Below are 12,627 nucleotides of genomic sequence, written 5' to 3'. Positions count from 1 at the left end.
AATATGGAAGAACATTTTGAAACACTAATGGGTAAACTCCGCCAGTTATATACCCAAGGGAAAGAAATAGGACTTTCGCTGGAAGAAGCGGTCATTTACGGTACCGACTATGCCGATGAATGGCCCATGGAGGAATTTGATAAATCTAGTCAACAGGAGGATCAAGATGGCCAACCCTAAAATAAAATCGCTCCATGAGCAGGTCGCAGCCGATCTGATCGAAAGGCTTAAAAAAGGAACAGCGCCATGGCAAAAGCCATGGAATGACAGCTCTGCCACATTAGAATTTCCTTATAATGCAATTACCGGAAAGCGTTATAAAGGTATTAACATATTTTCACTGCTTTCAGCCGATAGGGCTGACCCCAGATGGATGACTTTCAAGCAGGCTGCAGCTATGGACTGGCAGGTCCGAAAAGGCGAAAAAGCGAGGCTCGTCCAGTATGTAAAAACCCAGGATCTAATTCCTAAATTGGATGATAAGGGCAAGAAAATACTGGATGAAAACGGAAAACCCATCAAAATTTCTGTCCCGCTTGACCATGCCATTGTTACCGCAGCATGGGTATTTAATGCGGAACAGGTCGATGGTATCCCGCCAATGGCAAAAGAAACAGCACTTGCCCGGGACTGGGATCCAATTCTAAGGGCAGAAGAACTCGTAAGTCTCACTGAAGCTAAGCTATTTCATAACATGGGAAACCGCGCATTCTACAATCTGCATACGGATTCGATAACCATGCCCTTAAAGGAACAGTTTTCAGGCGCAGGCCTCTATTACGGCACCCTGTTGCATGAACTGGCGCACTGGACAGGCCATAACAGCAGGCTCGACAGATCTTTGTTCAATAAGTTCGGTACAGAAGCTTATGCGCGCGAGGAACTGCGCGCAGAAATAGCTTCGATGCTCATTGGTCAGGAGCTAAAGATAGGACATGACCCCGGACAACATGCCGCTTATGTGAAAAGCTGGATCCAGCTCCTCACTGATCATCCCTTTGAAATCCATGCTGCCGCCGCAGATGCTGAAAAAATATTAAACTACCTATTGACTTTTGAAAGAAAGCTTGAAATCAAGCAGTCAAATGCAAATGAGATCAAGCCTGAGCAGGCTATTCCTGAGTTAAAAAAAATAGGACTTTTTATTGGAGATGAGATTCCTTACAAGGATAACATCTTTAAGGTAACAGGACTGTTAAAAAAAGGACGGTTTCGGATGGAAGAATTAAATAGCGGTCGTTTTTTTGCCCTGACAAAAAATGATGAACTCTACAGGTCGCTGATCAATTGCAAACAACAATTGCAGCAAACAAGAATTAAAGATTCAAAACCAGACCTGGAACCTGTAAAAGAAGATATTTCTGTCCCAGTCCCAAAAAGATAAAGCAGACGCTTCCATCCTATTACTATTTATTCAGCTGTAGTATCCGGTCCTACTACTGTCATTAATAATGATTTTTTATGAAAATAACAGATTCTCAACTGTTCGATAATTCCCGGCCCTATTACCATGGCACAGATGCAACCTTTGATAAATTTGATGCCACATTTAAAGGTAGCAATACCGGCTGGGACAATACAAAACATGGCTTTTTCTTTGCTGACAAAAAAGAAAATGCATTACTGTTCGGTGATATCCTGATCACCGCGTACCTTGATATTAAGAACCCCATAGACTTACGCCTTCACTCCATCTTCTCTCTAGAAAATCAGGCCTCCCTCATTTGGGAAATCCTCACAGGGGACCAGCTTGAAGCAAAAAAAGCTCTTCGCAAACTCAACCGGGAAATAAGCCTGGGTGAAATCGGTGATCTATATGACAGTCTGAACAGTGAAGACAGTCATCTCATGTTTGAGAAAGCTGGATATGATGGCATCATATCCAGCCTGGGAGACGACCATCCTGAATTCGTTGTGTTCCATACCTCCCAGATTGAGATCATCTCCATAGAGAGGCAGAATTTTATAGGACGATCTCGTTAATCATATTTCATTTAAAAGTTAATGATGTCATTATGAAAATAGAATTAAAAGAAATCCATCACAGCGCGCAGCTTAGTGAGGAAACACATGCCTTCACCGCTAATCTTTATATCAATGGAACACACGCAGGCTACGCCAAAAATAATGGCCATGGAGGCGCTACCTATTATCAGGCGAAAGACGAGAAAGGAAAGGTTCTCATTAAGGAAGCTGAAAAATATTGCGCAGAACTGCCGCCAAGAAATACTGAAGACAAATTGCAGGATGATCTTTTATGGGATATGGATCTAGCGCAGTATATTGATGATCTACTTCATCTTTATCTGGAGAAAAAAGAAATAGACCGGTTCAATACCAAATTGAATAAACGCATGTTAGATGGTCTCGTCTTAGGCATCCCAGATCAATCGTTCCGCGGTTTTATATACCCCTTGCCAATGGTACAACTACTGGCTCACCCAAAAGGACCGGAAATAGTGTTAAAAGATCTCTCTGAAAAAGTCCTTCCTTTGTTAACGGATGGGAATAAACTCTTAAATACCAACATTCCAGAAAGTATTATTAAAGCAGCAGGTTTAGATGAGCAGCAGTATGTAAAACCGTTGGTTAGAAATATTCGGTATGGAATGATTCCATATAAAGAAGAAGAAAGCAATAGAAATAGATCCAGATAATGATCTAATAATTGGATTATTTGCTGAAAACAATTCGGAAGCTACTTTCGTGAATAGAAAGCAGGTTGAAAACTTAATATCGGTTTCTTGTCTGTGACCTTAACCACTCATCAAGCATCCGTTCTCTTTCCTTCCTCCTTCTCGATTCCTTTTCTCTGCGGTCCACAACAAAAATAAAGGGTATCCAAATACCCATACCAATACACCAAAGAAGTAAGGAATTACTTCCCGACATATTCATCGCAACAAATAAAGTGCCGCACGAGACAAACAATGTAAATAAAAAATATAATACCATTCCCATAATCAAATTGAGTTTAGTTCCTAAACTCAATTTACGAAATATACCACTGTAATACAAATGTTTACACAATAAATATGCAATTTTACATGAAAGAATTAATTGATAAACACGTATTGATACACCCTCTATTACCTATCGATCCTGCACAGAAACAGGGGCATCTCGGCACAATTTCCTACGCAAGTTATGACAATGAGATAATGGAAGTCAGCTTCGAAGATGGTGAAAAGTCTCTTTATCTTACAGATGCCCTGCTAGTATTCAAATCGATTCGAGAGTTGTCCCAGACCATAAAAGAACAGCAACTATTAACTGAAAAAAATCTCAAGACCTTCATGGACGTCTATTTAATCCTGAAGAATGAAGGTCGATCACAAGTACCTAAAGCATTCCACATGATATTATCAAATAACCAAATACTGAGTCTAGCTACAGTATCGCTAACAAGCAGACTTGAATTGACTCTTCCCGAAGACATGCACCCATATTGGCAGAAAGGGCCAAAGCGTTAACAATTAATAAAAGAGATTGAAATAAAAGGAATTTGAGGCTAAAAAGCATCACGAGATCTAGAATAGGACACATTTTCGCAAGAAAATTAAAAGAGATCCGGATTCTTATGACGATTTAGATCAAAGGGGGTACGTCGTGGCAAATATTGACTTTAGTTTTCTAAAAAAATAGAAAACTAAAACTATAAACGATATCTTAGAGAAATTGACCGCCCTATGTCATTCGCAAACTCAATATCATTTTCTGAACCTTCAAAATGCCATCTGTCTTGATTTTTTTTTAGTTTCTGAACCATGCCATCAAGAAGAATAGAAATTTCAGAAATCCCCCTATGTAATTCCTTCTCTAAAATTCTAATTTGAAAATCTTGGCCTTTAAAAGTTATTCTAAATGATTGTGCTGGTATATTACTTTGTGCTAGTGTATCTATTGTCTCTTCCATATTTCTACCTGTAAATTTAATAAAAGGCTTTAAAATTAGATATCAAAAAAGGTTAAAAATCCTGTTTAGCTTTTTTTATCCATATCGATGATATATTGAATATCTATCCTATTTTCCCAAACCTATTGTTCACTGACCTATGCATCAACTTAAAAAAATTACGACAATCTCAGTAATTGAATATTTTAAAAAGTTAGAAATAGAAATATCCGAAGAAGACGCATCTTTAGTACTGGAGCATTTAACTGACATCGCTAAACATGCTCTTGAAGATTATTTTAAGTCTCTAATTAATCAGACAAAGTAATCGCAGCATTATCAAATTTTGATGACAAATTTAAGAATGTGAATTCAATCTTTTCTGATTGTAGTAAATTGTTCAGTTATCCGAATATCTAATCATCTCCCAAATTTCTAAATTCAGTAGACATCAATCTCTCTTTAGAAGGAATTGACCTGATAAAATCCATAACATACTGATTAAACGACAGGTAACTATCCAAAACACTAGATTTCAACTCATTAAAAGACGTCTTTTTATCAATTTTCAATAGCAACTTCCTCCGATAAAGATGGTTGTTGATCAAAATTTCCAACTTCACTTTTCCAGCTCTTATATATTCAGTAAGGCCAATTAAGCCATCGATATGAAGAATTACTAAATCTTTTATCTGAAACCCGATAATCCCAAATTCCTTAAGTTCATTTATAAGCTTATCCCGTTCTATTTTGAACCATTCAATCATTAAACTTTCAATACCAGGAACCGTTAGATTAATATCATAGACAATTAGGATCGGATATAATCTTAAAGATTGCGGCTTATAATTTTGATCAAATATAAACTTCTTTGTTAAACTTAACTTGATCCTGGTAATTAATTGCATGATTGCTTTTTCAGGTCCCTCTGTACTATAGTATTTCTTTTTTATTTCCTCTTGAATACTATTGATGTTAAAAGATTGTTTGGTAACCCCAGAAATAAAACTATCTTTAACTTCCACCAAAAAAACTTTGTTCCCATTCCGGACATAGTAATCGGGTTCTGAACTTTTCATTTTTTTTTTCATTTCAGCACCAGAAAAATTTAAAACACTTTTATTCTCATAGGCTCTTTTCATCAATTTGTAAACAAGATAACCTTCGGAAAAATGAGTAGTATAATCCGCTCGAAAACGATTTTCAGAAATACCTAATGCTGGATTTGATTTAACAATTGATTTACAATCCCAATAAATAGAATTATAAACCTTATTAAATATCATAGCCCTATTGATAATGACGTATTCGTTTTCTGACACTAAATAAAGAGGTTTGTTCCGAATAGGTAAAAAATCAAACTCTTCTATATTTTCTTTGTTTTCCTCGATATCATTCTGATGGTTATATAATTCCAGAAAATCTTGACTCACTTTATCTTTACCATTTATCGTAATTGCATCGCCATTGCAAAGCATTAATAGCGGGAATATTTTAGTAGCATAGTCTTGAAAACTAGTAATCTTCTTCGAAGCGAGATAAAGCTGAAATAAATTATTATTATATGAACAGAGAAAATCCATACAGTGTTTTACCTTTATCAATTGATAAATTGCTTGCTCAAGACTGAAATAACTAAAATCATAACTACTGATAAGTGAAGCCGTAGATAACCAAGTAGCCCTCAATATTCCTGAATATTCCGCTGGTACTGTTTTGCCAATACTATCTTGCCTATCAGCGAAAATTTCATTCATTTTAATATAAGCAATAAAAAAATCTAAATGTGACTCATCAAAATTTACTTCCATATTATGCTTCACTTCAGGAAGGCTAATTGCCAATATATTCATTTTCAAATTTGTATAATGGTTTATTAATATAAGCCGTGCACCTCCACCGATCTCCTCTCTATAACCATGAAAAATTTTAGAAATTATTATCTCCCCCATTTTTCCTTCGGTCCCGAACCAATAGATAATTTGGCGTTGAATTTCTATTATTTTTTTTTGTAAAATAGAATTCATTACTGCTATCATTTTCAGCGTAAGTGCTTTCCCATAAGGTTCTAAAATTTCCTTTGGCTCTCTGGTGTCGTAATCGAAAATTTTTGAAAATACAACAATAAGAGACATTTTTAGTTTGGAGTGAGCTGACATACAGAATATTAAAGGTTAATAATTAATCATTTAATGATAAAAATACAATTATTTTACCATTTTTTTTAGTAAATTCACCTTAGATATTAAACCCAATTAATATGAATGTTGCCAATTTATATATCCGAGTTAGTACAGATGAACAAGCAGAAAAAGGATATTCACAAAGAGATCAAGAAGAACGCTTAAAAAAATTCTGCGAAATAAATAGGATTACAATCCGTCAAGTAATATTCGAAGATCATTCTGCAAAAACTTTTGATCGTCCAGAATGGAAGAAAATGCTTCTTGACTTAAAGAAAAATAAAAGTAAGTCCAATATTCTGTTATTTACAAAGTGGGATAGGTTTAGTCGAAATGCGGGCGATGCATATCAAATGATAAGTTTGTTAAGGTCTTTAGGAGTAGAACCCCAAGCTATCGAGCAGCCGCTTGATTTAACGGTTCCTGAAAACAAAATGATGTTGGCATTCTACTTAGCAGCTCCTGAGGTAGAAAATGATCGCAGAGCGTTAAATACGACAAACGGTATGAGAAGAGCGCGAAAAGAAGGAAGGTGGATGGGCCCCGCTCCTGCAGGATATAGAAACTGGCTAAATGAATATGGGAAAAAGTCTATTGAGCTTAAAGAACCCGATGCATCACTCATGAAATGGGCATTTGAAGAACTGGCTAAAGGTGTCTATAATACGCAACAAATTCACCTTAAAGTACGAGAGAAAGGCTTGGATATCTGCAAAGCTTATTTTTGGAAGTGTATTAAAAATCCTGTGTACTGTGGACGAATTGTGGTTCCTGAATACGAAGGTGAAGAAGAATACACGGTGAAAGGCCAACATGAGGCTATTATCTCTGAGTATACATTTAACAAAGTTCAGGAGATCTTAGACAAGAGAAAAAGAAATAAGTACCGAACAAAGATTGTCACAAGAGAAGAATACCCCTTAAGAGGATTTCTCATATGTCCTATATGTTCAAAACCATTGACTGCAAGTAAATCCAAAGGTTACAGTCAACATTATGCATATTACCATTGCAAACTTCAATGTAGGCAAAGATTCAATACAGAAATAGTCCATCAAAAATTCGAGCAAGAGCTTGAAAAATTTGAGCCTAGAGCTGATGTTATTGGATTATACTCGACGATTTTACAAGAGCTGTATACGCAAAGAACAAAAGGCAATTTAACTGAAAAAGTTGAAATTGAACGAAGAATTAGGTCCCTCGAGGATAACACATCTAAAGCGAGAGATCTTTTAATTAGAGGAGATATCGATCCTCAAGATTTCAAAGAATTAAAATTAAAATATACAAGTGAGATTAACGAGCTTGAGGAGAGGCAACAAACTCTAAAAAATGCAAGAGGGTCAATGGACATTTTTCGAACTGAAAGTATCAGTAAATTCAAAAATATGGCCTCTATTTACAGGAAATGCAATATCGAGCAAAAACGTAAATTAATCAGTTCGATTTATCCCGAAAATTTGACGTTTTCAGGAACAAGTTTTCGAACTGCTAGGGTCAACCATTTCTTACACTATATCTATTTGATTAATAACGAATTACGTCCAAAAAAAAAGCAGACAAATCTTAATTTTAAAGAGTTGTCTGCTAAAGTGCCCAGGAGCAGATTCGAACTGCCACGCCCATGCGAGCGCCACCCCCTCAAGATGGTGCGTCTACCAATTTCGCCACCTGGGCTCATATTCACCTTTGGTATCACAAAAATAAAGATTTTTCGCTCTTTTACAAGTCGAAAATCGCTTTTTACAGCATTATTTTACTAAATTCCTATTGATCAAGGTTCTAATTACACCGTCGACAAGTCCAACCCGTGGAACAATGATTTGTTTTAGGCGGCCGTGCTTCATAATCGTCAGGAAAATCTCACTTGCTGGTATAATTACATCCGCACGATCTTCGTTCAAACCCAATAAAATAATACGCTCTTTCAAAGAAAAGGAAGATAAATGCTCATATACCGCTTTCAATTTGGCATAAGATAATGGTTTATCCAATTTTTCATTGGAAAGACGCGCAAGCTTATTAATATTTCCGCCAGTACCGATCCCAACCACTTGCTTATACATGTGCGTATTGCTTCGCACCCATTCTTTCAATTCATCCCAGGTTTCTGTCTTATCCTGATTGTCCAAAATACGGATCGTCCCTAAGTTGAAAGATCTAGAGTTTACCAAGACACCATTGGCGAATAACGATAATTCAGTACTACCACCACCAACATCAATGTAAAGATAAACTTTATCTTTCTCCATCTTATTATCCCAATGACTATTATAAATAATCTCAGCCTCTTTTGCCCCTTCGATAATATCGATGTTTATACCATTTTTCTTGACTTCCGCAACAATGTCGGCCCCATTTCGTGCATCACGCATGGCCGACGTCGCACAGGCCATATAATCCTCCACGTGATAAACATCCATCAACTCCCGAAAAGCCTTCATCGTTTTGATCAAACTCTCGGCTTTCCTTGGTGAAATTTCCTGATGAATAAACGCATCATCTCCCAAACGGAGTGGAACACGTAACAGTGTATTTTTCTTAAAATTATATTGATCTTTCTGTCCTATAATGTCAGCTATCAAAAGACGGACTGCATTGGAGCCTATATCTATTGCGGCGTATCTCACTTTATATACGATTTCATTAAATTACGCTAAAATAAACACAGTTATTAAAAACTATGTTATACAAATGTTAAGTTATCATTAATTTAACAAATAACAAACGATTATTACAAGGAATTCTTGCGCATAAAACACCTGATATAGTCTTATAACAACTAAAATTCCGGTTTGATCAAAAATATGACCTCATTTCCCGATAAATTCATCTCGCTGACAATCAACCGACTCAGGATACAGGTAGCACATCCTATCGAAATGAAGTACCTGGTTCAATTCCATACAGAAAATCCATTATTGCCAGCAAAAAACTCATAAAAAAAGGAATATTCATTTTAATGAATACTCCTTTCCTTCTATTTACCTTATTTCTTAGTGATGGTGTTCTTCAACTTTACCACCAGCTAACTTATAGATCTCTTCCACTTTTTTCAAAGACTCTTCTGAAAGGTGGATAACGTCTTTGTTTGTATTGTGTTCTTCATGAGACAATCTTGTATTGATCTCACCTTGTTTTTCAACCACTAGTGCTAAAAATGCTTTATCGTTGAATGCCGCTGTACTGTCCGAACCAATTGAAGCCGGAACTTGAAATGCAGGTACACCACGTTGCGCATCGCCAACATGCAATTCTTTTGCTAAATTGTCTAATTCTGGCAACACTGTTGCGTAAGCTTCTTTAATCTTTGCAGCTACATTTTTCACCTCTGCTGAGGTAGATTGTTTTGCAGCTACATCGGCAAGATTTACCAAATAGTTTCCATTTTCGCCAACGAATTTAATCATTGCAAAGGCATCACCATCCGCTAAGGATGCATTAGAGTATTGACGCTGTCTATCTGCAGCTGTTTGACCACAAGATGCAAATAATGTACCCGCACAAGCCGCAACAATAAATAACTTATTAATCTTCATATCAATTTTGTTAACTATACAAAAGTAGATAAAATATATGTTCTCCGAAACCCTATCCGTGAAAAGAAAGAAAAATTACGCAACATTTCTTCCGGCATTCACCACGCCAAAGATTGTACGCGCTATTAACTTCGAATAATCTTCACGTTGTGCATCAGTCAGCTGATCCGAATTCAATGCACGAATCGCAAAATGCTGTATAACCAATAACGGTAATACAATTCCCTCGCGCGCTAAAATAGACTCACGATCCACAGGATAGTTCTCCATCAATTTTGAGGTTCCGCTCAATTTTAACAAATATTCTTTTGTTATCTGGTACTCGGCATACAAAGTTTTCCAAAAATCACCATAAATAGGATCATCTTTCATGTATGCTGTAATATCAAAGTTTGACTTTGTCATCGACATCATACAGTTGTCGATCAATGTCTGGAAAAATCCCGATGAAACATATAATTGCTGTACGTCCTTCCAGAGGTTATTTTTTTCAGCCCATTGCAATGCTGTTCCGACACCATAAAATCCGGGAATATTTTGCTTCAACTGGCTCCATGAAGTTACAAAACTAATCGCCCGCAAATCTTCCAGTCGCAATTCACGGCCTGAGTTACGTTTTACAGGTCTACTTGAAATATTGATCGAGGATAACGCTTTCAATGGCGACATCGTCTCCAAATATGGTAAAAACAATTCATTCGTGCGTAGATCCATAAACTTATGGTGACTCAACTCAGCTAGCTTATCAATGATCTCCTGTTGATGTTTGGTTAAAGTATCGCCCACACGTTGTTTTAAATCTGAAATAATGCCGGCATGCAAAAGTTGCTCAATATTAAACCGCGCTGTATCTAAAGATCCGTACTGGCTACTGATTGTTTGTCCCTGAATCGTCAATTGAATATGATCGTTGGCAATCTCCTTACCCATAGATGCATAAAAACGTTGCGTTTTACCACCACCACGTGCTGGAGGCCCACCGCGACCATCAAAAAATACCAAATCAACATCGTATTCGCGTGATATCGCCGTAAGTTCGATTTTTGCACGATAGATCGACCAGTTCGCCATCAGATATCCACCGTCTTTGGTACTATCAGAATAACCCAACATAATCGTCTGTTTGTTTCCTCTTCGTTTCAAATGTGCCTTGTACTCCTTATTACTGTACAAGGTTTTCATCACGTCCGCTGCTCTCGTCAAGTCATCAACGGTCTCAAACAAGGGCACAAAATCGATCGTTAAAGCATCCTTCTTCCATCCAGACCATAAAAATAATTGACGCAGTCCCAAAATATCACTTGCTTGCTGGCAATTACTGATGATAAAGCGTTGTGCAGCTCGCTCAGAACCGGAACGTTGAATCTCCTTTAATAATTTTATCACGCCCGAAGTATCTTTCGTTAACGGATCCGCATCCTCTCCCACCGTTAAGTCAAGTTCTTTGAATTTTAATGCTTTTTGCTTATCACTTTCACTAAGCTCCAGATAATCCAATGGCATTCCAGTCTTTTCCTGGTTGTGCTGAATCAGATAATTGGTAGCCTCACGTAATATGCGGCTGTCTTGTCTGATATCCAATGTGGTAAAGAAACAACCAAAAGTCATCACTTTACGGAGTAGATCATCAACGATCTCTACAAAAAGCCCGTTGTGATATTCCTCCAAAACATTTTTGATTGCTTTTAGATTCGTGATGATATTATCGGTTTCGTCAGCAGGATGTTCGACCGGGTTAAAACTATTTTCGTAGAACAATGTCTGCAGATTTTCCATATACTCCTCCACACCTCTAAATGTGATGCGTCGTCTAACGATACGGAAATCTCTATAGTAACATCTAAATAAGATAGTACGTAGCAATGCGGCAACTTTCTTGGTGCTATCAACACTTACGTTAGGATTCCCGTCTCGGTCACCCCCCGGCCAAAAACCAAGCTCAATCAATTGTTTTACCTCTTCGGTATCGACATCCAATTCATCATCAATGAACGACTGAATCTCCGATGCCACTTTATAAAACACGTTTTCCAAAAACCAAGCTAAGCTCGCTGCCTCATCAACTGGAGTCGGTTTATTTTTATTGATGAAAGGCGTTTTCCCCAATTGCTGTAACAGCAGGTGAATACTATGAATATCGTTGGTCTTGATTGCATCGATCAGGTCGTTGATAATACCCAATACCGGTCCCGGATAAAATTGAGTAGGATGTGCAGTCAATACAAGACGTACAGAAAAATCCTTCAATTTTGACACAATCTTACGGCGCATATCTTCGCTACCTTCGGCGTTTTTAATTAATGCCCCTAAGACATTTTCATCATCGCCACGACCCACCATCTGAAATGACGAGTCTTCGATCGCATCAAATAAAACAACCTGACGCTCTATATATTGAACAAATCGAAATAACAAATCAATACGTTGCTCTTCCGAAGAAAATTCCTCATGCTGATCGAAGAAACTCTTTATGATCTCATCAGGAGTTAAATGCTGATCCACACCCTTTTCACATTGCTTTGCAAAAAATGGTAATAAAGTACCGGTATCTTTAACACGTTGAAATGGCAATGTTAAAAACAAACTTTTGAAAAGCTCAAAGCGTGTCAATACCTCGTCCTGAAAGACGGCTTCATTTTTACTTTGCTTCATATTTAAATCTTTGAAAGTGGTCAAGAGAGTTTAGGTGACTCTTGAATTTTGTAATGTCTCTGAAATTACCCTATGGCTCCAAATATAACAATATTATAGCTAAACAAATAAAAAAATATAAATTAATCAAAAAAACAATTAAAATTTTAAAAACATACTAACAAATTTTAGTAATTTTTCATTTTTAACACATTAACATAGTACAATATGGAAACGACCAGTGTCGATCCCTTAGTTCATAAATCCCGGCTACAAAATGAACCTTTCTTGGTCAGACAGAAACCAACCAGCTATATCGCTATCATCCGTACAAAAAAGAGCAAACATAGCAGAACAATTGTTTTTAATATGAAAAGCA

Annotated in this window: 10 protein-coding genes, 1 tRNA gene and 1 pseudogene; 6 read left to right on the top strand and 6 right to left on the bottom strand. The window is 36.9% G+C overall.

What is annotated here, in order from left to right:
* The first annotated feature begins 3 nt into the window (after window positions 1-3).
* The 5 genes from CBM24_RS27235 to CBM24_RS07795 all read left to right on the top strand — a co-directional run bounded on the left by CBM24_RS27235 (window position 4) and on the right by CBM24_RS07795 (window position 3,473).
* Window positions 4-180 carry a hypothetical protein gene (locus CBM24_RS27235; protein WP_157698405.1) on the top strand — a complete coding sequence of 59 codons (177 nt, stop codon included), beginning with the start codon at window positions 4-6 and terminating at the stop codon, window positions 178-180.
* Window positions 167-1,384: an ArdC family protein gene (locus tag CBM24_RS07810; protein WP_232475718.1), complete on the top strand. Its 1,218-nt coding sequence runs from the start codon at window positions 167-169 to the stop codon at window positions 1,382-1,384. The genes CBM24_RS27235 and CBM24_RS07810 overlap by 14 nt, the downstream gene beginning before the upstream one ends.
* Window positions 1,385-1,461: 77 nt before the next feature.
* Entirely contained in the window at window positions 1,462-1,983 is a 522-nt protein-coding gene (locus tag CBM24_RS07805; RefSeq protein WP_088160770.1) for a hypothetical protein, read from the top strand.
* Window positions 1,984-2,015: 32 nt separating this feature from the next.
* Window positions 2,016-2,657, top strand: coding sequence for a hypothetical protein (locus tag CBM24_RS07800; RefSeq protein ID WP_088160769.1), 642 nt, complete (start codon window positions 2,016-2,018; stop codon window positions 2,655-2,657).
* Between the two features lie 390 nt (window positions 2,658-3,047).
* Window positions 3,048-3,473, top strand: coding sequence for a hypothetical protein (locus tag CBM24_RS07795; RefSeq protein WP_088160768.1), 426 nt, complete (start codon window positions 3,048-3,050; stop codon window positions 3,471-3,473).
* 182 nt (window positions 3,474-3,655) lie between these two features.
* Here CBM24_RS07795 and CBM24_RS07790 read toward each other — a convergent pair whose 3' ends face one another.
* Entirely contained in the window at window positions 3,656-3,916 is a 261-nt protein-coding gene (locus tag CBM24_RS07790) for a hypothetical protein (RefSeq protein ID WP_088160767.1), read from the bottom strand.
* A 395-nt stretch (window positions 3,917-4,311) separates the two neighbouring features.
* On the bottom strand, window positions 4,312-6,054 hold the full coding sequence (locus tag CBM24_RS07785; protein WP_157698404.1) for a hypothetical protein: 1,743 nt from the start codon (window positions 6,052-6,054) through the stop codon (window positions 4,312-4,314).
* Between the two features lie 101 nt (window positions 6,055-6,155).
* Here CBM24_RS07785 and CBM24_RS27695 point away from each other — a divergent pair.
* Window positions 6,156-6,938 (top strand): annotated as a pseudogene (locus CBM24_RS27695) (recombinase family protein); the annotation flags it as partial.
* A gap of 733 nt (window positions 6,939-7,671) precedes the next feature.
* Here the strand turns inward: CBM24_RS27695 and CBM24_RS07775 are convergent.
* The 4 genes from CBM24_RS07775 to CBM24_RS07760 form a co-directional block, all read right to left on the bottom strand.
* Window positions 7,672-7,755, bottom strand: a tRNA-Leu gene (locus tag CBM24_RS07775).
* 74 nt (window positions 7,756-7,829) lie between these two features.
* On the bottom strand, window positions 7,830-8,708 hold the full coding sequence (locus tag CBM24_RS07770) for an exopolyphosphatase (RefSeq protein WP_075991755.1): 879 nt from the start codon (window positions 8,706-8,708) through the stop codon (window positions 7,830-7,832).
* A 366-nt stretch (window positions 8,709-9,074) separates the two neighbouring features.
* Window positions 9,075-9,617: a hypothetical protein gene (locus CBM24_RS07765; protein ID WP_070570475.1), complete on the bottom strand. Its 543-nt coding sequence runs from the start codon at window positions 9,615-9,617 to the stop codon at window positions 9,075-9,077.
* 75 nt (window positions 9,618-9,692) lie between these two features.
* Window positions 9,693-12,269, bottom strand: a complete 2,577-nt coding sequence (locus CBM24_RS07760; protein WP_075991754.1) for a phosphoenolpyruvate carboxylase — start codon at window positions 12,267-12,269, stop codon at window positions 9,693-9,695.
* Window positions 12,270-12,627 lie beyond the last annotated feature (358 nt).

Origin of the sequence: Sphingobacterium sp. G1-14 (genome assembly GCF_002196555.1) — a bacterium.
GTDB classification, from domain to species: Bacteria; Bacteroidota; Bacteroidia; order Sphingobacteriales; family Sphingobacteriaceae; genus Sphingobacterium; species Sphingobacterium siyangense.
The sequence above is the reverse complement of the archived record's forward strand: the minus strand, read 5'-3'. Positions and strand labels throughout refer to the sequence as shown.

Bases quoted from the DNA above. Each gene is read 5' to 3' on its own strand.
- CBM24_RS07805 (WP_088160770.1), top strand. From the start codon at position 1,462: ATGAAAATAACAGATTCTCAACTGTTCGATAATTCCCGGCCCTATTAC.
- CBM24_RS07795 (WP_088160768.1), top strand. From the start codon at position 3,048: ATGAAAGAATTAATTGATAAACACGTATTGATACACCCTCTATTACCT.
- CBM24_RS07785 (WP_157698404.1), bottom strand. From the start codon at position 6,054: ATGTCAGCTCACTCCAAACTAAAAATGTCTCTTATTGTTGTATTTTCA.
- CBM24_RS07760 (WP_075991754.1), bottom strand. From the start codon at position 12,269: ATGAAGCAAAGTAAAAATGAAGCCGTCTTTCAGGACGAGGTATTGACA.
- CBM24_RS27235 (WP_157698405.1), top strand. From the start codon at position 4: ATGGAAGAACATTTTGAAACACTAATGGGTAAACTCCGCCAGTTATAT.
- CBM24_RS07800 (WP_088160769.1), top strand. From the start codon at position 2,016: ATGAAAATAGAATTAAAAGAAATCCATCACAGCGCGCAGCTTAGTGAG.
- CBM24_RS07810 (WP_232475718.1), top strand. From the start codon at position 167: ATGGCCAACCCTAAAATAAAATCGCTCCATGAGCAGGTCGCAGCCGAT.
- CBM24_RS07765 (WP_070570475.1), bottom strand. From the start codon at position 9,617: ATGAAGATTAATAAGTTATTTATTGTTGCGGCTTGTGCGGGTACATTA.
- CBM24_RS07790 (WP_088160767.1), bottom strand. From the start codon at position 3,916: ATGGAAGAGACAATAGATACACTAGCACAAAGTAATATACCAGCACAA.